The following is a 21,105-nucleotide window of genomic DNA, read 5'->3' as shown; positions in this document are numbered from 1 at the left end:
GGGGATAGGGGATAGGGGATAGGGCATAGGCAGGAGTGCAAAAATGCCGCATACCTCACCAAGCTTGAGAACCGTTATAAATGTTATAACTTACATCTTAGACCTTTGTTAGGAACAGGCTTTCCGGCCTGTTCCACACAACTTAATTTTCTGGTGGAACGGGATATTCGGCCCGTTTATAAAGGAATTATTTCTAACTTAAACCCAAGAACGAAGCCACATCCGAAGATTCCATTCCCACTGCGACAAAGGTAGTCCCAAATAGATAGGCATCCAGAAAATAAAAGCAGCCAAAACCAGAAAAATAATTGTTACCCCCATCCCTCGGAGTCGAGTTTGAGGGCTGTGCAGCCACCTGTCAACCCACCAAGCAAGTGTTAAGGCTCCAAACACAGAACAGCCCATATAATGATACAAAAATACGCAGCGACTCACCTTCATCCAAGGCAGCAAATTAGCAGCCCAATTAACTATCAAATATAACACCATCCACATTTGGGCCGTCGGCGGAAACAAAATCGGCTGCTGCTGTTCGAGGCTGTCAACAGAAGCCACTTGGCGCGTTTGAAACCACACCACAATCCGGTGAATTAAAACTCCTGCTACTAATATTAAAGCTAAAGTGGAAAACCACCAAAGGAAAGGATTTCCCATCGCGTGAACGTCAAAAATCGTCTCAGTTGCACCGCTGGGTAAAGGTGGCAAAACCGGATCTGGTTGTGCATTGTTGCTAGCAGTTTTGTAGAAGTAAACTATGGGGCGGAGCATCAAAGGCCAACTGTACCAAGTGGAACAGTAAGGATGCACGCTAGGGCCACTTTTAATGCGTTCGTGATAAGTCAAAATTTCCGTTTGCATCTGCCAGAAATTGGGAGTTGGATTCAGATGCAGGTGAGGAATCCAGCAGATGCTGTAAACTAAAATAGGAATTACAGCTAGACTCCAGCATACTTCCACAAAAGTTAGCTCTGTCAATTTTTGTACTGGACTTTCGGGCGGAAGCAGAGCAGAATTTATATCGCGGATTGGTTCTTCATTTCCTCTGTTTCCCTGAATTAAACGCACGGCCCAAGCGCAGATTAAAATGAGATAAGCCCCAAACAAAAACCACAATCCGTTCCATTTGACAGCGGCAGATGCACCGAATCCTATCCCAGCTAATACTAGCCAAAGCAAGCGCTTTTTGCCTTCAGCTTCTACGGTTTTGAGCAGAAATAATTGACCAAGTATTCCGAATAAGACTAGATAAATGTTATTGAGTGCGTAGCGAGATTCAACTAAAAATAAACCGTCGCAGGCGATAAATAAAGCCGCAAGAAAAGCAAAGGTGCGGCGGCGAAGGAGCTGATAGGCGAGGGCTCCGACAACTAAGGGAATAAAGGAACCTGTGAGAGCATTTAGCCAGCGATAATCCCAAGGGGAAAGCATTGAGCCTGTTAGGCCGTTGACGGCGGTTTTTCCGAAGGGCAGGTGAGTGCCGATCGCAATTCCGATCGCAATTATATACTGGCTTAGGGGCGGGTGAGCGTTGAAAAAAGGCGTTCTGGTGAGATAATCGTTGGCAAATTTGGCGTAATAAACCTCGTCAAATACTAGAGTGTTAAATCGCTCTAATTGCCAAAATCGGAGAGTTAAGGATAGGAGGAATACGGCGAACATTCCTAGGTAAAAAACCCAAGTAGATCTGTTGAATTGTTTTTTGTGGAGTTTCATAAAGTGCACCGGAATATCGTAGATTTGAGAACCTTAATTTTAAAATACTGAGTTAAGAATTGAGAATAGCGTAAAAATTACCAAGTTGCTAAAAATATTTTTTTACGTTTCTACTGCCATTCTCTTCATTGCCTTTGAATATCTTCTAGTTCAAAATAGGTGCGTCTTGCGGTACTCGTATTACTCACTTTTCATCTCACAATTAACTGCTGCATCAATTTTCTGAGTTGAATTTGAAATGCGATCGCCCATTTAAACTAATTTCACATCATACCAAAAAAAAGCGGCTCCGCTTCCTGCAGAACCGCCGTAATAGAGGATGAAAAATCAAAACCTAACGCACTGCACCTTCAACAGAAGGCGATTCGATCGTCTTCATCAAATACAGTTTCAACAACTGCCAGCCGTTCGACAAATACAGAGGTAATTTTTGGAAGAATTGCAAGAATTTTGGAGTTTCAGAAGCAACAATTGCGGTCAACTGCTGATTGTTTTGGAGACAAACATCCAACCGTTCGTAAAACTCAGGATTGTTCACGTCTAGCATGACGGGGAATACGCGGCCTGCTGTTTCGTTGGTTTTTTTGATCACTTCAATGTCGTATTCGCGAGCATCGAGTCCGAGCGATCGATAAAAACCCGCGCGCTGGATATCATTGAGATACATTGTCGCGAATACCGACAGCAAGAAGAAACGGCACCAAAGCTTAGCGCGCCAATCGTTCAGCATTTGAGGCTGAGCTCTCATCACCGCATCGAAGAAATCTCCGTGGCGGTTTTCATCCTGGCACCAATTTTCAAAGAATCGGAAAATTGGATAAATCTGGTCTTCAGGATGCGCTTTCAAGTGCTGGTAAATCGTGATGTAGCGCCAATAACCGATTTTTTCGGATAAGTAAGTGGCGTAGAAAATAAACTTCGGCTTAAAGAATGTGTAACTGCGGCTCTTTGTCAAGAAACCCAAATCTAGGGACAAACCAAAGTCCGACAGCGCTTTATTCAAGAATCCGGCGTGCCGCGCTTCATCGCGGGACATCAGCAAGAAACCTTCGGCGAGTACCGGATTTTTGTCTTTGAGCTTGCGTGCTAATTCTTTGTAGAGCAAGAAGCCAGAAAACTCAGCGGTGCAAGAGCGTTCGAGGAATTCAATGAACAACTTGCGCTTTTCGCCGTCGATGTGTTCCCAAGATTGATCGAACTCGGCATCCCGCACGAAGTGGGTTTTGTTGTAGTCAACGCGGAACTCTTTGATAATTGCTTCGAGTTCGGCTTCATTTACCGAGATGTCCATTTTGGCCATCTCGTCAAAGTCTGTTGTGTAAAATCTCGGCGTGAGAATAGTTTCTTTGGCTGGGGTTTTCCCTTCTTGCTGTTGAGCAAAAGCGGGTTTTTTGAGAGAATCTACCATATGTTTATTGGATTTTTTGCTTATAACAACTTGCTTGTTTCGGGTGTCGGGCGGGTGAGGTCGATCGCTCTCGGTTAGTTTGGCCAGCACCGGTAGCCCGAACCGCGTGGAATCCAACTCAAAGCTGGTGTAATTTCCACGCCCTCCAGTGTACCAAGTTCTCGACCCCGAAAATATGTTGTTGGCGTTAAGAATTGCTACGCACAATTACTTATGGGCATGGAGCATGGGGCATGGAGCATGGGGCATGGAGCATGGGGAATTGGTAGTAAATAACCCATAACTTCGGACAATGCACAAATATCCGCTGGTGTCAAACTGTTCAAACGCCAGATAGAAAGTACAAAATGTATAAAGGGACTCCAATTATTAGAATAACCAGACAGGACGGTCATAAAATGAGCAATTTAGGTGTTAGTTACCTGTTATGGGCTGCTTGTTTTTTCGGCCCCTTCGGACTCCACCGTCTCTACAACGGCAAGATTGGCACGGGTTTGCTGTGGCTGTGTACCTTTGGCTTGTTTGGGTTCGGGCAATTGTTTGACTTGCTGCTGCTACCGAACATGGTGGACGAACACAATGCCAGTCTCAGGGGCAAACTCGGCGTATCTCCCCAAGGTATACCGCTATCTTCCACCAGCGGGGCGATCGCCTCGACATACACCAAGCAAACCCCCGAACAGTTAGGGATTAAACTCCTGAAGGCAGCTTATACCAAGAACGGCCGATTATCTGTTACCCAAGGCGTGATGGCAACCGGCGCTACTTTTGCCGAAGTGGAAGAAGCTTTCACCGCCATGCTCAAAACCGGTTATGTGAGCATTGAGAACGACCCAGTTACTGGCGTCGTGCTCTACCACTTTCACGAACTCTAAGCAGCAAACAGGCGGAGATTTAAATGTAGGGAGCGTCAGCAGGGGGATTTGGCGTGTTGTTGGAGAAGCTAACGGCTGACGCACCCTACGGGAATTTGGCTGCTGCGAGTGCGCCAGCCGGGGGATTTGGCGTGTTATTGGAGAAGCTAGCGGCTGACGCACCCTACTAATGAAACATTTGTTCTCACAGAGTCGAGCAAGCGAGCAAGGCAAAATCGGCTAGAATGTTTGTTTGTCTATACAATCTCAAAGTATTTAGCGTCATGGCAGTCCCTAAGAAGAAAACCTCCAAATCCAAAAAGAATATGCGTAAGGCCACATGGAAGCGCAAAGCTACTGTGGCAGCTCAGAAAGCTCTGTCCCTAGGCAAATCGGTTCTGACTGGACGTTCCAACAGCTTCGTGTATCCCGGCAATGAAGAAGAGGAGGAAGAGTAAAGCGACTAAAAATTAACAACTGGCATTTCTGATATTTTGCACCATTCTCGGTTAACAGGCCCGATGGCTGTCCCACAACACATAAATTGGGTTGTGGGGTAGCCGCGGATGGCCCGCCCCTCAAGGAAAAGTTGAGAATGGTGCCAGATATAAGTTAATCCTTCTTTGCAGCCGGTAAAATCAGCATGGCATCGCCAAAGGAATAAAAGCGGTACTGATGCTCGATCGCTCTTAGGTACAAATCCAACAGCCGAGGCCTTCCAATCATCGCGCTTACCATCATCATCAAAGTAGAGCGCGGCAAATGAAAATTGGTAATTATCCCGTCTACAACCCGCCACTTATAGCCCGGATAAATAAACAGATTTGTCGGGCCGCAAAAAGGCTGCAACGAAAAATCGCCGCTCGCGGCGGCCGCTCCCTCTAAAGCTCGCACTGCTGTTGTACCTACGGCAAAAATCCGCCCGCCTCTAGCTTTAGTTTCGCGGATTTTCTCCACAGTAGCGGCGGATACTTCCACCCATTCGTTGTGCATTTGGTGAGTCGTCACGTCTTCCACCTCCACCGGGCGAAATGTCCCTACCCCGACGTGGAGGGTAACAAAAGTTTTTTCGATGCCCCGCTGCTGCAAGCGGTCGAACAATTCTTCGGTGAAGTGCAAGCCGGCTGTGGGGGCTGCCACTGCCCCCGGCCGATCGGCATACACAGTCTGATACTGTTCCGGCGCAGCTTGGGAGTTGTCGATGTAGGGCGGCAGGGGTACGTAGCCGTATTCGTCAAAAAACTTCGCCAGAGTCGCATCTGTGGGGATGTCAAACTCCAACAGCCGTCCCCCGGTTGCCTCGTCCCTCTCTATAACTGTCGCAGTCAATCGCCTCGCGAGGTCATCCCCGTGGGGAAGGCAACAACAAGGGCCTGCTGCTGCGGAGTCATTACAATGCGGATCGAACTCAATTTTTGCTCCCAACTTTAAGCGTTTCCCCGGTTTAACCAAAGCCAGCCAGCAGTTGTGCTGCCGTTCTTCCATCAACAATATCTCCACAGCCGGGCCGTTGGGTTTGTGCCCGTAGAGCCTCGCCGGCAACACGCGGGTGTTATTGAGTACCAGCAAGTCTCCCGGTTCCAACAAGTCGGGCAAATCCCGGAAAATCCGGTGTTGGTGGCTGCTGGGAGAATCTACAGCCAGCAAGCGAGAACTATCCCTCGGTACTGCGGGATTTTGGGCAATGTACTCGGGCGGAAGTTCGTAGTCGTAGCCGTCCAAAGACCAGTCAATCTCTGTCATCGGGTAAATTCCTGTACGATCGATCTGTCAACTGGGTAACAAATTGGGTAAAAACCCCCATCCAAAGTCGGGTGCTTTTCCCCTTGTGGTCGCGGGTAAAGCCCGCGAGGATAGAGGTGTAGCATCAGCTTTGCTCGAAGGATAGTTATGGAATACCTCTACTACATCGCCAATACTAGCCTCACTCTGAGAGTGGTGGATTACCTGCGCGCGGCTAGTCATCTTCCCTTGCAATTTATCACTGTTATTCACCAAATTGACGGCTGGGTGGTGAAGGTAAAAATGAGCCAATATCTAACTCCCCAAATGCACGGGGATTTTCGGGCTTTTATGAACGAACTCGGGATTCCTTACGATCCAGAAATTCGGTTGCAAATGGCACTGTGGAGTTTGGAAACAGGACAGTCGCCACTAGGCGTGATGCGCCGCTACCAGGTGGCGGTGGTTTGTCACGGCAGCCCCGACCGTAAAGAAATTGAAGCGTTTCGCCAGCAATTTGTCAAGGGTCTGGGATATTGCCCGGAGACTCTCGCCTAGACTTCTGTGCCGATCGATATAACCGTGACGAGACAGCCGGGGGGAGGAGATGGGGAGATGGGGAAAAGATTTAACCCTGTTTCCATGTCCATCAAAGATCGAAATCGAGATGCGTGAAAATAGAGATAAGTTAATAATTTAAAATTACCAACAGCCCTGAATTTTTAATTTTCAGTGGTAATTTTTAAGTGACTAAAATTGAATAACTTAAACATATCCTACAGTCCTATAAGTGGTGAGGTAAAAAGAGGCATAGCCTCTGAATCTGTGTTACCAGGCAGAGCATGGTAACAAGCTAATTTTCAATTGTAATGTAATTTTTAAGGATATTTCTAGTTACTAAAAGCCGCTCGAATGTATTCTTGTAGGGTGAGCCGGTAGTTTCCTGTAAGGGCGGATTTAGAATTTGCTGCGGTTAATAGTGGTAATTTTTGCTTAATATTTTGCCCTGAAGGTTCGCACCTGACGAGGGCGACATCAAAGCGACAAGAATTATTTGCTAAATCTGGACGAGTGCTTAAAAATATTTCGGCGGTTTGCCAAAGTTTGGCTTGTTTTGCAGCACTAACAGCCAGCATTCCACCGAGATCCCAATTTCCCCGGCGGCGAGTTTTGACCTCGACAAATGCTAATGTTGGGAATTGGTGATGGGGAATGCCTCGGTTTTGATAGCTGGCTTCATCTCTTCCAAGGGCGATGATGTCAATCTCTCCCCAACGACAGTGATACTGTCGGTGCAAAATTTCCCAACCTTGCTGCAGCAGCCACTCGGCGACTAAGTTTTCTCCCAATGTGCCCAGATCCCGATAGTTGGGGGATTGGGAAGAATTGGGGTCAGCAGGCGCGCGCTTTCTGCTAGAATTCAATTGTGAACTGTCATCGCTGCCCATTCGCTTTAACTTGTATGACTTCTACAATTCGCCAACATATTTATACTTTCTTGCTGAGTTTTGTTATTTTAGCAGTAATTGCTGCTGGGGCGATCGCGATCGCGCCCGCACCTGCTTTCGCCTTGGATCGTGACAAAGAAATCCTCATTGGCGCTGATTTTGCTGGACAAGTTTTGACTAACGACAGTTTTAATAAAGCCAATCTTCGCAACAGCAATTTTACCAACGCAGATTTGCGCGGCGTGAGCTTTTTTGCCGCCAATCTGGAAGATGCAAATTTAGAAGGTGCTAATTTTAGCGGTGCAACTTTGGATTTGGCTCGTATGATGAACGCAAATTTAACAAATGCTATCCTTGAGGGTGCTTTTGCTTACAATACCAGACTGGAAGGAGCGATTATTGACGGTGCTGATTTTACTGAGACACTGCTGCGAGACGATACGATCAAAAAACTTTGTGAAGTTGCAAAAGGTACTAATTCAGTAACGGGTAGAGATACTCGCGAAACTCTGTTTTGCGATTACTAAAAGTTTGTGGTAGAAAGGACTGAAGTCAGAACTTTAGTCCTTCACCTCAAGCCCAAGGTACGGAGGTTAAATCGTAAAAATTAACTTGACGCAGCCTCTCTAATTCTTCTATCCATTCTTGTTCGGCGCAGAGTTGTTGATAATATTCGATAGCAGCATCGGTTTTTTTCCACATATCTAGTGCAATTTTCCGCCGCTTGATGCTGATAATTTGCTCGATACAAGCTATGGTCGATCTAATTACTAAAGGTGCGCGATAAACATTTTTTTCGGAAAACTCGTTTAAGTGAAATAAATGGGAGATTTGATCGAGTTGAGTGGGATATTCTATCAAAATATCTTGCAATTTCAAAACTAACTCAGACGGCGCTATTTGTAAATAAGCTTTGTGCAATATTTCTGTATTCACAATCTGATGCCACAAAAATCTGTGGTGAGAAAGACTAAACTGCACGTCTCTAGCTTCTATTGCTTCTCTGACTTCTTGGCGGTATTCGGGACAGTGCAAATAAATCTGCAATAATTGCGCTTCTGCTTCTTCTAACAGACTGCGGGCTGCTGCTGAAAAGCCTGGTTTTGAGCTTTGGTTTTGGTCGGTGGCGCGCTGCTTTTTATATTGTTTGTTCGGCCTCAGCTTGTTTCTAATCAATAGAGGCATTGTCAAAGATTCGTCTTGATTTTGCCGCTTTGCCCAATCGCTTACTACTTGATTGAGTAAGTTTTCGGTTAGCATTTTGGTGAGTCGAGAATCTCCTTTACTGAGGATTTCCGCGCCTTTTTGTAAATAATGCGTGAGCTGATTGTCGTCGGTAATATTGGTTAGTAATTTGATAATTTTTGAGGTAATTTGCTGGTAAGTATCTGCTTGTTTCAAGTCTCGATCTACTAGCATTTGTTGTAGTTGCCAGTCGAGCCATAATGGTGCATTTTCAAGCAATTCTCGATACTGTTGCGGGGAGTATGTTTTGAGGTATTCGTCGGCATCTTTGCCGTCGGGAATGTTGAGCACTCGCAGTTGTACTTCTCCTTGATAGGCGAGTTTTTCTATTTCTCCAATGGCGCGCGCTGCTGCTTGATTTCCTGCTTTGTCTGCGTCGAAGTTGAGGATAATTTGTTTGGAGTCTGTGTACCGCAATAACTGCCGCACTTGGTTTAAACTCAGGGCAGTGCCGAGGGATGCTACGGCGTTGGAGATGCCTGCTGCGTGCAGTGCGATCGCATCAAAGTACCCTTCTACGACGATCGCGCGATCGGCTTTGCTAATGGCTGTTTTGGCTGTATCTAGAGCATATAAGGTTTTGCCTTTGTCGAAAAGTTCTGTTTCGGGAGAATTGAGGTATTTTGGTTGTTCGTCGCCCAGAGCTCTGCCGCCGAAACCGATGACTCTGCCTTGGGTGTCGCGAATGGGAATCATGATGCGGTTGCGGAAGCGATCGTAATAGCCGCTACCGCCTGATTTGCGCGGTACAATTAATCCAGCTTGTTCTACTAATTGCGCTGGATAGTTTTTTTGTTCTACTAAATAACTGTAAAGTGCTTCCCAACCTTGGGGCGCATAACCTAGTTGAAATTGTTGGATAGTTTCTTCACTGAGTTGGCGATCGGATTTGAGATATGCTAAAGGTTCTTCTCCTTGGGTTTGTCGCAAGGCGTGTTCGTAAAAGTTGGCTGTTAGTGCTGAGATTTCATAGAGTTGTTCGCGCAGGGAAATTTGGCGCTGCAATTCTTGTCGGTGTTCTGGTTCGACTGTTTTGACTGGTACTTGATAATTTTTAGCAAGTTCTAATACGACTTCGCTGAAGGATCTTTTCTCTAATTCCATGAGAAATTTAAAGGCATTTCCTCCTGCGCCACAGCCGAAACAATAGTACATTTGTTTGGCTTGGTTGACGGTAAAACTGGGAGATTTTTCGTCGTGAAAGGGACATAACCCGACGAATTCTTTGCCGCGTTTCCGCAGGATGACGCGACCGGAAATAACGTCTACTATGTCGGCTCTTTGTTTGACTTCTTCGATGGTTTCTGGGTGCAGCCGGGGAATTTGCATAGGGCTTTTTTAGGGGGTTTCAAAGTATGTTTATTTCGGGGGATCGCACCATCGGAGTTAGTCGCAGGCGCAGCAACCGGATTTTTCGGGAAAATATAGAGGTGGCGGCCCGGATCTTCGGTTGAAAAACCGGGTTTCTTTGGCTTAGATGCGATCGCGAACTGTTAGTAAAGCAAGATACTGATTTTATTGTAAAATATTTGAACTAACTGTAAGGAGCATCGGAAATAATGCGAATTTTGATGATGGGCGGTACTCGGTTTATTGGGGTTTATCTTACTAAAATTTTAGCAGCACAAGGGCATGAGGTGGTGTTGTTTAACCGGGGCAATAAGCCTGTGCCGGTTGCGGGCGTGCAACAGATTTTGGGCGATCGCACAAATCTTGACCAACTTAAAGACAAGTTATCTACAGAGGAGTTTGACGCTGTTTTTGACAACAACGGTCGGGAACTGAGCGATACAAAGCCTTTAGCTGAGATATTTAAAGGGCGGGTGCAGCACTTTGTTTACATGAGCTCTGCGGGGGTTTATTTGAAGTCTGATCAAATGCCTCACGTGGAAGGGGATGCTACCGATCCCAAAAGCCGGCATTTGGGTAAGTGCGAAACGGAAAATTACTTGGCCGAGTCCGGTTTGCCTTGGACTTCGATCCGTCCGACTTACATTTATGGGCCTCAAAATTATAACGATTTGGAGGCTTGGTTTTTCGATCGCATTGCGCGCGATCGCCCGATTCCGATTCCGGGTAACGGTATGCACTTCACGCAGTTGGGGCACTGTCAGGATTTGGCGAGGGCGATGGCGGCGGTTTTGGGGAATGAAAGGGCTCGAGGGCAAATTTACAACGTTTCGGGCGATCGATTTGTCACCTTTGACGGTTTAGCCCGCGCCTGCATTCAAGCCGCCGGCAAATCGCCCGATGCTATCAAAATTGTACACTACGATCCGAAACAATTTGACTTCGGTAAAAAGAAAGCTTTTCCGATGCGGGTGCAGCACTTTTTTGCCTCAGTTAATAAAGCTGTTACCGAGCTTAACTGGCAACCAGAATTTGACTTAGTTTCGGGATTGAAAGATTCTTTTCAGAATGATTATGTAGTTTCGGGAAGGGACAAAGCCGAGATAGATTTTTCGGTTGATGATGAAATTTTGAAAGCTGTTTAAGGTAAAATCAAACTGGCGCGCGCTGACATCAGAAACCCGGTTTCTTCGTAAATTTATCGTTATTGTTCGTAAAAATCGTAGAAACCGGGTTTCTAGCCCATGGGTCTAAACCATGTTAAATCAAAGTAAAGTGTACAATCCGCATCCTACGCATCTGAAATGTCACTGCTAACATGATTCGCCGACAATTTTACCGATTGTCGGTAGAATCTACTGGTATTTTCACAAGCTTTGTGCCACAAGGGCGATCGCAAATTAGTTAAACTTAATCAAATACAAAACCTTTCCCCCAACCCCTGTTTTACTCCGAAAGGGGAGAAAGACTCGGAAATATTAGGTAAATTTCATGCTTGGAATCACACTCAGCACGCGCTACAGCATTATCCGTCACTTGGGAGGCGGCGGATTTGCTCAAACTTATTTAGCTGAAGATAAACAGCTACCAGGCAATCACCTCTGTGTCGTCAAGCAGCTTAAACCTCAAGCAACCGATCCGGAAACTCTACAGATAGCCCGACGTTTGTTCGATACTGAAGCACAGGTTTTGTACAAGTTGGGAAATCACGATCGCATTCCGCAACTTTTTGCTTATTTTGAAGAAAATCAAGAGTTTTATCTCGTTCAAGAATTTATCGAAGGTCACGATTTAAGTCAAGAAATTACGCCCGCTTCTCCGGGAAATGCCGGAGGCATGAAGGAAGAGCGAGTTATTTGTATATTGGAGGAAGTTCTCGAAATCTTAGATTTTGTACACCAGCAAAATGTGATTCACCGCGATGTAAATCCTCGCAATATCCTGCGCCGAAATCGAGATAATAAGTTAGTGTTAATCGACTTTGGAGCAGTTAAAGAAATCACTACTCAAATTACTAATCCTCAGCCGAAGAATAGCTTAAGTGTGAGCATCGGAACTCCCGGTTATATGCCCAGCGAACAAGCTCACGGTAATCCGAAACTCAGCAGCGATATTTATGCCGCAGGGGCGATCGCAATTCAGTTTCTCACGGGCATCAATCCTCATCAAATGACCAAAGATCCGAATACAGAGGAAATTATTTGGCAGGATAAAGCATCGGTGAGTCCTGAATTTGCCAAGATTTTAGATCGGATGGTAAAGTACGATTTTCGGCAGCGCTATTCTAGTGCCGGCGAAACACTGGAAGCTATTAAAGAATTGAAAAAATCTTTCAGCGGTACGATGCCGGCATTGCCTCCGGTTGCTGCTGCGAAAAAGTCGCCTAAACCTGGTCAAAAACTATATTTAAAAATTGGGGCGCTCGCCGGTGTGATTGGCATCACGATTCTCGCATCAATTTATGGTGTACATACTTTTAATTCTGCCAATGCAACTGATTTGTACAACCGAGGAAATACCCTTTACAATTTAAGCCGATTTGAAGAAGCTCTGGCAGCTTACGATCGAGCAATAACTCTCAGGCCAGACTACGCGGAAGTTTGGCAGGAAAAAGCTAAAACTTTATATGAATTGAAAAAATATCGGGAATCGCAGTTAGCTTACGATCGAGCAATAGAATTAAAGCCGGAATATTTGGAAGCTTGGACGGGACGCGGTTATGCTTTGGATAAGTTGCAACAGTCTCAAGAGGCGATCGCATCTTTTGACAACGCTTTAAAAATCCAGCCCGACTATGCCGCAGCGTGGGAAGGAAAAGGCGATACCCTGTTAGATTCCCAGCGCTACGAAGAAGCGATCGCATCCTACGAAAAAGCCGTACAATTTCAGCCAAATTCGTACCGGGCGCGGTACAATATGGGGCAAGCTTACCAAAAATTAAAACAGTACGATCGCGCCGTAGAATCCTATCAACAAGCAGTTGAAATCAAATTTGACAATTCTGAGGCTTGGTACAATTTAGGCAATGTTTTCCTAGAATTAAACAAAAATCAAGAAGCTTTGGAAGCCTACGAAAAAGCCGTGCGGTTTCAGCCAAATTTTTATCAAGCCTGGTACAGTAAAGGCATCGCTTTGCTGAAAATGCGGAGGCATAAAGAAGCGGTAGAAGCTTACGAAAAAGCTGTTAAATTAAAACCAGATTATTATCAAGCATGGTATAATTTAGGCTGGTCGTACCACGAATTGCGTCGGTACGAACAAGCAATTGAGTGTTACAGCAAAGCCTTAGATTTGAATCCGAAAGAATTTCAAGCGTGGTACAATAGAGGCAATGCTCAGTACAATTTGCAGCGGTACGAAGATGCGATCGCCTCTTACAACGAAGCCGTCTATGTCAAGCCGGACTATTCGGAAGCTTGGTACAGCCGCGGCAATGCGCTGGTAGCGGTAAAAAGATACGGAGATGCGATCGCCTCCTATGATAAAGCAATTCGCTACAAACCGGATTACGGAGCCGCAATCGAGGCAAAAAAGCGGGCCGAAAGTCAGCTTGGAAACAATGGGCTACAGCTCAAACAACAATAATTAATTCTTAACTAAATTTGCTATTACTTCTTAGTCCGCCTTCGCGGACTTTGTGTGATAAAAAGCGATTTCAATCGCCGAACGATCGTGGTATTACTCTTAGTCTCGCGTTGCGCGGACTTTGTGCGACAAGAAGCGATTTCAATCGCCGAATGATAATGGAGATAGGTGAACTTTCACCTAACAGCAGGACTAATTACCGTAACGCGGCGGCTGTCTACCAACATCGGCCAAAAACCTCGATCGCTCAATGCTTTTACCGCAGCAGTAGCGGCATTTTGATCCGTGGTATAAGCGACGAATAAAAAAGGACGCTGGCCGTAGGAAGCCAAGCCTACTTGCGTGCCCAATGCTTGCTTGACTTGGGTGGCTAATTCCGGTTGATTGAAATAATCCACTAACACTGCATAACCGGGGCCTAGGGCTTGGGGATTGAACCCAATATTACCGGTTTGAGGATTGGCGATTGGTTCAGAACCTGTTGCTGGTTCAGGGTTGTAGACGGGCAAATTTTGAGGAAGTGCCGCTGCGGGCGATCGTACTACATAAGCTTGCAATCCGACAACATCTTCGATATATTTAACCCAATCGCTAGCAATTTGCGAGTCGCGAAAGCCACCAACTCGCGTCACCGTATCGTTGATGTACCGACAAACTGTATTGTCAGTATTTCCGGGAAAAGAGCGTTTTGCTTTTTCTTGCTGTTCGGGTGTTCGGGTGACAATTAACAGTAGATATTCGTCGGACAGCGGCGGTTCGCAGCTCGACTGAGCTTTAACAGAACTCGATAAAATTGTCAAGGTCAAAAGAGCGATCGTCGTAGCAGAAAATAGGGGAAAAAAGACAAAAATATTGTACAATTTTCCCGTTAATTTTCCTAGCTTAGCTGTAGATTCTTTTGCTAGTTGATTCATGCTGTCTGTAGCGATGCGAGGGCATCGGGAATATTTGCTGACGGTGCTTGAAACTCACCTGTCAGTACATATTCTAGTCGAAGTTTCAACCATGTAATGAAAACAGGATCGGTGGAAATAATGGCTGCTGCGGGTTGAGGGCATTTTGCTTTGACTTCTGCCATTGTCGCATCTTCTAGAAAAGCTGGCTGTTTGACCAACCAGAAGTCTATTTGTTTTTCTTGTTCGTTGTAATTGCGAATTCTTTCTTTAAACACTTCATCAAGGGCTTCTTCTTCTAGCAAAAAGCGTTGGCTGGCTAAAACGTAGTAGTAGGTTTGCATTTTTGTCGGTTGTTAGGGGTTGACGGTTAGCGGTTAAAGCCGCCTGTATCTGCCAGTTTTGCTGGTCAGGGGCGGGTTGGCCGAGTTGCGGTCGTTGGAGAGTTCTAGACTCTTGTGCCGTTTACTTTACCTTATTGCTGTCATTTTGGGTAGGTGCAGAGCAAGTTGTGTCTGAAAAATCTTTGGTGGTGAGAGTTCGGGGAGTTGTGAGAGTTGCGAGAGTTGCAGGTTTTTTGGGGATTTGGGCGATGATTTTTCGGGCTGGTGATTTTTGGGAAAATTTAGGTGACAATAGGAAATTAGATGGAATTGCACGTTGAATAATTACCAATTATTCAGGAAATCTGGGGGTTGTTCAACCTGATTGGGAGTGGTTTGCATAGGAAAACACTTGAGAGAGTTTTTGATTGCGATCCCTAAAAAAAGGCTTTCATGGCGAGCAAACTGCTTGCGGGAAAATCAAGGGTTTGTGACTACTACCTAAAAACAGTCCTGACTATTGTATTAAAAATGTAAAATGTGTGGATTGATTTGCTCGCGCCGCAGGGCGATCGCCCCGCTGTCACTTCCCCGTTCCCCCAAAAGCGATCGCCCTCAACCCATGCTCAAATAAGCTCAACAAATCAGCTAAATTTGTTGCCCAGGGAATGCAGCCAAAGGCTAAACTTATCTAAGTTTTACCATAAAATTTTCTCCCCCTTCATGAATATCGCCTATCTAGTCAACCAATACCCCAAAGTCAGCCACAGCTTTGTCCGCAGAGAAATACTCGCAGTGGAAAAATGCGGCATAAAAATCGCACGTTTTTCGGTCCGATCCTGCGAGTCAGAACTCGTTGATGAAGCCGACAAACTAGAGCAAGAATTGACTAAAGTAATCTTAGGAGTTGGCGTACAGGGCCTAGCGTGGGGTTTGCTGCGCGTTGCCGCAACTAGACCAATTCGATTCCTCCAAGCTGTGCAGTTAATGTTCCAAGTTGGCTGGCACTCGGAACGGGGGATTTTGCTGCATCTAGCTTATTTAGCAGAAGCTTGCATTCTTTTAAATTGGTTTGCAGAATCCGGTACAGAACACGTTCACGCTCACTTCGGCACAAATTCCACAACAGTTGCCATGCTGTGCCGCGTGCTGGGCGGCCCGACTTACAGTTTCACAGTTCACGGCCCCGAAGAATTTGATAAAGCTACACTTCTTTCCTTAGACGAAAAAATTAAACGATCGACCTTTGTAGCAGCAGTCAGTTCCTTCGGTAAAAGTCAGCTTTTTCGGTGGTGCGATCGCACTTATTGGTCAAAAATCCACGTCATACACTGCGGAGTCGATGCAGCTTTTTTAGTTCACGCGCACGTCCCCATACCCGCAGCACCCGGCCTAGTTTGTGTCGGCCGGCTCAGCGAACAAAAAGGCCATTTGTTATTGCTAGAAGCCGCCAGCAAGCTAGCAATTCAAGGCTTGGAGTTTAAATTGGTATTTGTTGGAGACGGGCCGCTGCGAGCTGAAATTGAACAGCAGATTGCACAACTCAATCTGCAAAACTATATAGAAATTACCGGCTGGGCCAGTGGCGATCGAGTTCAGCAAGAAATTTTAGCTTCCCGCGCCATGGTATTGCCAAGTTTTGCCGAAGGTTTACCCGTCGTAATTATGGAAGCCCTCGCTCTGAATCGGCCCGTAATTAGCACCTATGTTGCCGGCATCCCGGAACTCGTAGAACCCGGTGTTTGCGGTTGGTTAGTTCCTCCCGGTTCCGTAGAAGCATTAGCTGTGGCGATGCGCGCGGCCTTGGAAGCACCTTTAGAAAAGCTAGAAGAAATGGGGAAAACAGGAGCAGAACGGGTAGCTAAACAACACAATATCGATTTAGAAGCAAAAAAATTAGTCGCGCTGTTTGAAAGTTCTATCGAGTGATTTAAAAAGGCAATTGAGGATACGGCAATGCCGTTTCCCTACCCAAAATATTTGATATAAAAAGGATACAGCAATGCCGTTTCCCTACCTCAAAACAATCAATTTTTCTCGCGAGAAAACAAGCAACTGAGGACACGGCAGTGCCGTTTCCCTACCCCAAAATAATCACGAGATCCCCTAAAATGTCACCATCGCCCGATTAATTGTAGGGACACGGCATTGCCGTGTCCTGACTGTGGATAATATTAATCTCAATGCTTTTTAAGGAATAGGAACAGACCGCAATAATCGATCGACAATCGTCTTAGCCCTCCTTCCCCCCGCCGGAATCAACCGGTGAGAAAGTACGTGCGGCGCCACATACTTAACATCATCATCAGTAGCAAAATCCCGGCCCTCCATAAATGCCAAAGCCTGGGACGCCCGGTGTAAAGCCACCGCACCCCGGGGACTCACTCCCAGAGTAATCTCTTCATCCTCGCGGGTCGATCGCACCAAATCAACAATATACTGCTTCAAAGAGCCTTCTACCTTCACCGCAGCACACAAGCGGCGCAATTCCTGCACCTCAGATAAAGAAATACAAGGCTGCAAATCCTCAACTGCAAAAGTATCAGACAGCCGTTCCAACATTTGCAACTCTTCCAACGCAGCGGGATAGCCCAAAGTCAAAGACAAAGTAAACCGATCCATCTGCGCTTCCGGTAGCGGAAAAGTGCCTTGATATTCGATCGGGTTTTGAGTCGCAATCACAAAAAACGGTGCCGGAACACTCCGAGAAATTCCGTCTACCGTCACCTGCTTTTCTTCCATCACTTCCAGCAAAGCAGACTGAGTTCGCGGCGTCGCCCGGTTGATTTCATCAGCAAGCAAAACATTAGCAAAAACTGGCCCGGGCAAAAATTCAAACTCTCCGCTGCGGGGATTCCAAATATTAGTACCGGTGATATCAGTCGGTAACAAATCGGGAGTGCACTGAATCCGCTGAAACTTCCCATCGATCGATCGCGCCAAAGACTTCGCCAGCAGCGTTTTTCCTACACCAGGCACATCTTCCAGCAGCGCGTGCCCGCCCGAAAGCACGGCTACAAGCACCAAGCGAATAGCATCCGCTTTTCCCACAATCGTCTTGCCTAGATTTTGTTTTAGCCGCTCAATGTGTTCTCTCATATCCCTGATTTTTAAGTAGAAGTTATTAGTCAGTAGTCAGTAGTCAGTAGTCAGTAGTCAGTAGTCAGTAGTCAGTAGTCATTAGTCATTAGTCATTAGTCATTAGTCATTAGTCATTAGTCATTAGTCATTAGTCAGTAGTCATTAGTCATTAGTCATTAGTCATTAGTCATTAGTCATTAGTCATTAGTCAGTAGTCAGTAGTCATTAGTCATTAGTCATTAGTCATTAGTCATTAGATTGAAGGAACAAGGAAGAAGAAATACACAGCTAGCTTTTTAAGCGTTCCCCCTTTTACGTTAATTACGTTGATTTACTTTGCTAATTGTTGGTTTTTCATTGCTGGTTATTTGATTCCTAGTTCCTCTCAGCTAGGACTTCGTTTGTGTAGACGCGATTTCAATCGCCCAAGTAAAACTGTACACAATGAATTCATAATTCGGATGGGCTTCTAGCCGCTCCGAAGTTTGGATTAACAAATATTTTTGCAATAGATATATTAACCATTAGCAGCTAAAACTTTTCTAGCAACATCGCAATCGGCTTGAATTTGAGTTTTGAGAGCATCCAGAGATGCGAATTTTTGTTCGGGTCGCAAAAACTCTACCAAACTTGCGCTCAAGGTTTTACCGTACAAATCCCCCGACCAATCTAACAAGTGAACTTCTACAGTGAGTTGTAAACCGTCTACCGTCGGGCGGCGGCCAATATTCATCACTCCATTTATGAATGATAAATTTGACGGTTTTTGGGCGATTAAAGATTGCGGATTTTCCCACTTATAGGAAGAATTTGGATATTTGATATTTTCTCCTCCATTTTTCACCGAGACTCGCACCGCGTACACGCCAAAACAAGGCAAAAATTTTTCTGGCGGCAGTTCGATATTAGCAGTAGGAAATCCGATCGTCCTGCCGAGTCGCTGTCCTCCAACCACAGTCCCGACTAAAGTGTAGGATCTGCCCAGCAACTGATTGGCTTTTCTGAGGTCGCCGGATGCCAGACCTTCTCGGATGGCAGAACTGCTGATCCGATCGCCTTCATCGCAATTGTGCAGCGTTACCAGAGTCACATCAATACCGTAACCCGAGGCGATCGACTGCAAATCCACAGCCGTCCCCGCGCGTCGGTGCCCGAACCGAAAATCAACCCCCACGCTAATTCGACTCGCTTGCAGTTGTCGCACCAGAATTTTTTCGACAAACTCGTCAGCAGTCAAGGCCGCCAGTTCTCGATCGAACGGCAGCAGTACCAGTTGCTCAACACCCATTGCTGCGAGCAATTCTACCTTTTGGGCCAGAGGTGTCAGCAGTTTTCTGGGTTTACCTGTAAAAAATTCTTGCGGGTGCGGAGCGAATGTCAGCACAGTGCTGTAAAGCCGATCTACCCCATTAGAATCGAGCCCAGAGAAGCTGTTACCCACAGCCTGACCGAGGGCGATCGAACCATTGAAATTAAGGCCGCTGTCGGCTGTATCGGGCGGTGCTGCTGAGTCGTTGTCCCAGCTTACCGAAGGTTTGCTTTCCAAATTTGCATCTTGGCCAGGGTTTGAGCGCGAGGATTGCGCCGACACCGAAACAGTCGCAGAATTTGATTTAGGCGATCGATTTAAAATTGGCTGCACGACTTGTCGGTGCCCTAGGTGCAAACCATCAAAGTTTCCCAAGGCAACGGCAGTTGGAGTCAGAGCAGCGGTACAGGAAGAAGTTAGCAACACGCTTTACATTTTGACATAATTAGCCCGCGTGCGATCGAAGCGTCGATTTGAGATGAAAGATTAAAGATTAAAGAATTGACTCTCGCGCTGCGAGAGTCTCGGAGGTCTCTCGTCTTTAGGTAAGTAAGGTCAGTCCTAACTTCAATTTGAAATTTCCGACCTCAAGATTTCAGAACTTGCAGGCCAATCTCAAATTCCTCAGACAAGCACTTTAGGCGCTTGCACCGACTTCTTCAGATATCTCACCCGGAGGCAGCAACTGTAACGACAAACCTTCCCGCGCCATCAAACTGTTCGGGAACCTTTGAGCCACCTGCTCTCCCACCTTGTCTAAAAACTCGTCATTGTGTAGCGGGTCGTGGTGAAAAATCACCAGCTTCTTGACATTAGCAGCCTTTGCCACCTTCACCGCTTCCTGCCAAGTCGAATGTCCCCAGCCAACCCTGCTAGACTTTTCCGCATAATACTCCTCATCGGTATAAGTAGCATCGTAGATCAGCACCTCAGCATCCCGAGCCAAATACAGCACATTTTCGTCTAAACGATCGGGAAAATGTTCGGTATCAGTCACGTAAGCCGCCGCATAGCCCCGCCAGTTCACCCGGTAGCCCATAGCTTCCCCCGGATGGTTCAACAAAGCAGTTTCCACCTTGATTTCTCCGATTTCCAGCGGTTTGCCCACTTCTATATCGTTAAATTTCAGGTCGGCCCCCATAATTTGCAGAGGCACGGGAAAATTGGGGTGAAGCATCTGGTCGTTTAGCCGCTGCTGGATCGTAGCCTTATTAGGAGCCACTGCCCCATAGATGTGAAAACAATTACCCTTAAGAAAAGCGGGGACAAAAAATGGGAATCCTTGAATGTGATCCCAGTGGGAGTGAGTAAAAAACATATGAGCTTCTACGGGCATCTGCGACAGGAGAGTTTGTCCCAAAACCCGCAATCCAGTACCGCCATCAAAAATTAGGCGGCTCTCACCCACTCGCATTTCTATACAGGGTGTGTTGCCCCCGTAACGTACTGTTTCGGCTCCGGGAGAGGCTATGCTACCTCTAACGCCCCAGAAGTGAACCGTGAATTGGTTTTGCATACTAGACATGGGTTTTCCTGCAAGATTACTCCGGCGAGCCATCGGTAAAATGTTTACATATTGGTAAGGGCTTTGCCGTCAAACCTCTGTTCTTTGACTGTCGAGTTTTGCACGATCGGTGTCAAGCATTTCGTTTGCCAGAGAATCTAAAACTGTTGAGCTTGACGACAGGATAAGAAATTACAACGTAGACTGATGAAGTCTCGATCGCAACTATTATTTTCTTTTCTTCACTAGCCTAACCCTTGCAGACACAATTTGAAGCAGAACTTGGGCCTGAGTCTGGTCTTGCAGTCTATATTTCTCCTGCTTCCGCCTTTGCCGGTACAAGCTGCAGCAGTCGGTTTTGGCGCTGCAGGTTTACGGGTTGGAACCACCGGAAGCGGCTTGGATGCTATCATTTCGGGTCGATCGACCGTAATATCGAGATATCTGGGTTGGTTGGCGATCGGGCGCGACGCTTCCTGCCCCATACTAGAATTACGGCTAATTTACCAGACTTGATTATTTCGGATTCTTATTCAAAAATCTTAGCAGTTTAGGAACGATCCTGCTATGGATTTTCCCACAAGACTGTTGCAATTCTGGGGTTTCACCTGCGGCTGTCGATCCAAACGCTCAACCTGCGAACACAGCCCGATCCGACATCCGGGCACAG

Annotated in this window: 19 protein-coding genes; 9 read left to right on the top strand and 10 right to left on the bottom strand. The window is 46.3% G+C overall.

Annotated elements, in window-relative coordinates; translation table 11 throughout:
- Positions 1–198 precede the first annotated feature (198 nt).
- The gene (locus QUA97_RS13325) at positions 199–1,713 is read right to left on the bottom strand and encodes a dolichyl-phosphate-mannose--protein mannosyltransferase (RefSeq protein ID WP_194066851.1); all 1,515 of its coding nucleotides are present in this window, start codon (positions 1,711–1,713) and stop codon (positions 199–201) included.
- 334 nt (positions 1,714–2,047) lie between these two features.
- Positions 2,048–3,121 carry a magnesium-protoporphyrin IX monomethyl ester (oxidative) cyclase gene (gene acsF / locus QUA97_RS13320; protein ID WP_194066852.1) on the bottom strand — a complete coding sequence of 358 codons (1,074 nt, stop codon included), beginning with the start codon at positions 3,119–3,121 and terminating at the stop codon, positions 2,048–2,050.
- 398 nt (positions 3,122–3,519) lie between these two features.
- On the opposite strand from acsF, the gene QUA97_RS13315 reads away from it, so the two are divergent.
- Together QUA97_RS13315 and rpmF are read left to right on the top strand one after the other, a co-directional pair.
- Positions 3,520–3,996 carry a TM2 domain-containing protein gene (locus QUA97_RS13315; RefSeq protein WP_194066853.1) on the top strand — a complete coding sequence of 159 codons (477 nt, stop codon included), beginning with the start codon at positions 3,520–3,522 and terminating at the stop codon, positions 3,994–3,996.
- Between the two features lie 263 nt (positions 3,997–4,259).
- Positions 4,260–4,433: a 50S ribosomal protein L32 gene (rpmF, locus tag QUA97_RS13310; RefSeq protein ID WP_194011875.1), complete on the top strand. Its 174-nt coding sequence runs from the start codon at positions 4,260–4,262 to the stop codon at positions 4,431–4,433.
- A 154-nt stretch (positions 4,434–4,587) separates the two neighbouring features.
- Here the strand turns inward: rpmF and queA are convergent, their stop codons facing one another.
- Positions 4,588–5,718 carry a tRNA preQ1(34) S-adenosylmethionine ribosyltransferase-isomerase QueA gene (gene queA / locus QUA97_RS13305; RefSeq protein WP_333194851.1) on the bottom strand — a complete coding sequence of 377 codons (1,131 nt, stop codon included), beginning with the start codon at positions 5,716–5,718 and terminating at the stop codon, positions 4,588–4,590.
- 147 nt (positions 5,719–5,865) lie between these two features.
- On the opposite strand from queA, the gene QUA97_RS13300 reads away from it, so the two are divergent.
- Entirely contained in the window at positions 5,866–6,255 is a 390-nt protein-coding gene (locus QUA97_RS13300; protein ID WP_194012871.1) for a hypothetical protein, read from the top strand.
- A 332-nt stretch (positions 6,256–6,587) separates the two neighbouring features.
- Here QUA97_RS13300 and QUA97_RS13295 read toward each other — a convergent pair whose 3' ends face one another.
- A complete protein-coding gene (locus QUA97_RS13295) occupies positions 6,588–7,121 on the bottom strand; it encodes a YraN family protein (protein WP_442921932.1) in 534 nt (177 codons plus the stop codon).
- A 38-nt stretch (positions 7,122–7,159) separates the two neighbouring features.
- Between QUA97_RS13295 and QUA97_RS13290 the strand changes: the two genes are divergently transcribed.
- Entirely contained in the window at positions 7,160–7,672 is a 513-nt protein-coding gene (locus QUA97_RS13290) for a pentapeptide repeat-containing protein (protein WP_194066856.1), read from the top strand.
- A gap of 46 nt (positions 7,673–7,718) precedes the next feature.
- On the opposite strand, the gene dnaG is transcribed toward QUA97_RS13290, so the two are convergent.
- The gene (gene dnaG / locus QUA97_RS13285) at positions 7,719–9,719 is read right to left on the bottom strand and encodes a DNA primase (protein WP_194066857.1); all 2,001 of its coding nucleotides are present in this window, start codon (positions 9,717–9,719) and stop codon (positions 7,719–7,721) included.
- Positions 9,720–9,949: 230 nt separating this feature from the next.
- Between dnaG and QUA97_RS13280 the strand changes: the two genes are divergently transcribed.
- Both QUA97_RS13280 and QUA97_RS13275 read left to right on the top strand, forming a co-directional pair.
- On the top strand, positions 9,950–10,885 hold the full coding sequence (locus QUA97_RS13280; protein ID WP_333194850.1) for an NAD-dependent epimerase/dehydratase family protein: 936 nt from the start codon (positions 9,950–9,952) through the stop codon (positions 10,883–10,885).
- Positions 10,886–11,231: 346 nt separating this feature from the next.
- Positions 11,232–13,325 (top strand): tetratricopeptide repeat protein, encoded by a 2,094-nt coding sequence (locus tag QUA97_RS13275; RefSeq protein ID WP_333194849.1) that lies wholly within the window; start codon positions 11,232–11,234, stop codon positions 13,323–13,325.
- 176 nt (positions 13,326–13,501) lie between these two features.
- On the opposite strand, the gene QUA97_RS13270 is transcribed toward QUA97_RS13275, so the two are convergent.
- Both QUA97_RS13270 and QUA97_RS13265 read right to left on the bottom strand, forming a co-directional pair.
- Positions 13,502–14,239, bottom strand: coding sequence for a hypothetical protein (locus tag QUA97_RS13270; RefSeq protein WP_194066860.1), 738 nt, complete (start codon positions 14,237–14,239; stop codon positions 13,502–13,504).
- Positions 14,236–14,562, bottom strand: coding sequence for an MgPME-cyclase complex family protein (locus QUA97_RS13265; RefSeq protein WP_194066861.1), 327 nt, complete (start codon positions 14,560–14,562; stop codon positions 14,236–14,238). Before QUA97_RS13265 ends, QUA97_RS13270 begins: the two co-directional genes overlap by 4 nt.
- Before the next feature lie 167 nt (positions 14,563–14,729).
- Between QUA97_RS13265 and QUA97_RS13260 the strand changes: the two genes are divergently transcribed.
- Together QUA97_RS13260 and QUA97_RS13255 are read left to right on the top strand one after the other, a co-directional pair.
- Entirely contained in the window at positions 14,730–14,882 is a 153-nt protein-coding gene (locus QUA97_RS13260) for a hypothetical protein (protein WP_333194848.1), read from the top strand.
- 382 nt (positions 14,883–15,264) lie between these two features.
- Entirely contained in the window at positions 15,265–16,470 is a 1,206-nt protein-coding gene (locus QUA97_RS13255) for a glycosyltransferase (RefSeq protein WP_333194873.1), read from the top strand.
- Between the two features lie 261 nt (positions 16,471–16,731).
- Here the strand turns inward: QUA97_RS13255 and QUA97_RS13250 are convergent, their stop codons facing one another.
- From QUA97_RS13250 to QUA97_RS13240, 3 genes are all read right to left on the bottom strand, one after another.
- Positions 16,732–17,640, bottom strand: a complete 909-nt coding sequence (locus QUA97_RS13250; RefSeq protein WP_333194847.1) for an AAA family ATPase — start codon at positions 17,638–17,640, stop codon at positions 16,732–16,734.
- 499 nt (positions 17,641–18,139) lie between these two features.
- Positions 18,140–19,357 (bottom strand): bifunctional riboflavin kinase/FAD synthetase, encoded by a 1,218-nt coding sequence (locus QUA97_RS13245; protein WP_333194846.1) that lies wholly within the window; start codon positions 19,355–19,357, stop codon positions 18,140–18,142.
- Positions 19,358–19,568: 211 nt separating this feature from the next.
- Positions 19,569–20,456 carry an MBL fold metallo-hydrolase gene (locus tag QUA97_RS13240; protein WP_194066866.1) on the bottom strand — a complete coding sequence of 296 codons (888 nt, stop codon included), beginning with the start codon at positions 20,454–20,456 and terminating at the stop codon, positions 19,569–19,571.
- 249 nt (positions 20,457–20,705) lie between these two features.
- Here QUA97_RS13240 and QUA97_RS13235 point away from each other — a divergent pair, with 249 nt between their 5' ends.
- Complete coding sequence (locus QUA97_RS13235) at positions 20,706–20,951, top strand: hypothetical protein (RefSeq protein WP_194066867.1); 246 nt, start codon at positions 20,706–20,708, stop codon at positions 20,949–20,951.
- Positions 20,952–21,105 lie beyond the last annotated feature (154 nt).

This window comes from Microcoleus sp. CZ3-B2 (assembly GCF_036705055.1).
Classification (GTDB): Bacteria; Cyanobacteriota; Cyanobacteriia; order Cyanobacteriales; family Microcoleaceae; genus Microcoleus.
Note: the sequence above shows the minus strand (reverse complement) of the source record. Positions and strands in the feature narration are given on the sequence as shown.

Coding starts and splice junctions, on each gene's coding strand:
- QUA97_RS13325 (WP_194066851.1), bottom strand. CDS start 1,713: ATGAAACTCCACAAAAAACAATTCAACAGATCTACTTGGGTTTTTTAC.
- acsF (WP_194066852.1), bottom strand. CDS start 3,121: ATGGTAGATTCTCTCAAAAAACCCGCTTTTGCTCAACAGCAAGAAGGG.
- QUA97_RS13315 (WP_194066853.1), top strand. CDS start 3,520: ATGAGCAATTTAGGTGTTAGTTACCTGTTATGGGCTGCTTGTTTTTTC.
- rpmF (WP_194011875.1), top strand. CDS start 4,260: ATGGCAGTCCCTAAGAAGAAAACCTCCAAATCCAAAAAGAATATGCGT.
- queA (WP_333194851.1), bottom strand. CDS start 5,718: ATGACAGAGATTGACTGGTCTTTGGACGGCTACGACTACGAACTTCCG.
- QUA97_RS13300 (WP_194012871.1), top strand. CDS start 5,866: ATGGAATACCTCTACTACATCGCCAATACTAGCCTCACTCTGAGAGTG.
- QUA97_RS13290 (WP_194066856.1), top strand. CDS start 7,160: ATGACTTCTACAATTCGCCAACATATTTATACTTTCTTGCTGAGTTTT.
- dnaG (WP_194066857.1), bottom strand. CDS start 9,719: ATGCAAATTCCCCGGCTGCACCCAGAAACCATCGAAGAAGTCAAACAA.
- QUA97_RS13280 (WP_333194850.1), top strand. CDS start 9,950: ATGCGAATTTTGATGATGGGCGGTACTCGGTTTATTGGGGTTTATCTT.
- QUA97_RS13275 (WP_333194849.1), top strand. CDS start 11,232: ATGCTTGGAATCACACTCAGCACGCGCTACAGCATTATCCGTCACTTG.
- QUA97_RS13270 (WP_194066860.1), bottom strand. CDS start 14,239: ATGAATCAACTAGCAAAAGAATCTACAGCTAAGCTAGGAAAATTAACG.
- QUA97_RS13265 (WP_194066861.1), bottom strand. CDS start 14,562: ATGCAAACCTACTACTACGTTTTAGCCAGCCAACGCTTTTTGCTAGAA.
- QUA97_RS13255 (WP_333194873.1), top strand. CDS start 15,265: ATGAATATCGCCTATCTAGTCAACCAATACCCCAAAGTCAGCCACAGC.
- QUA97_RS13250 (WP_333194847.1), bottom strand. CDS start 17,640: ATGAGAGAACACATTGAGCGGCTAAAACAAAATCTAGGCAAGACGATT.
- QUA97_RS13240 (WP_194066866.1), bottom strand. CDS start 20,456: ATGTCTAGTATGCAAAACCAATTCACGGTTCACTTCTGGGGCGTTAGA.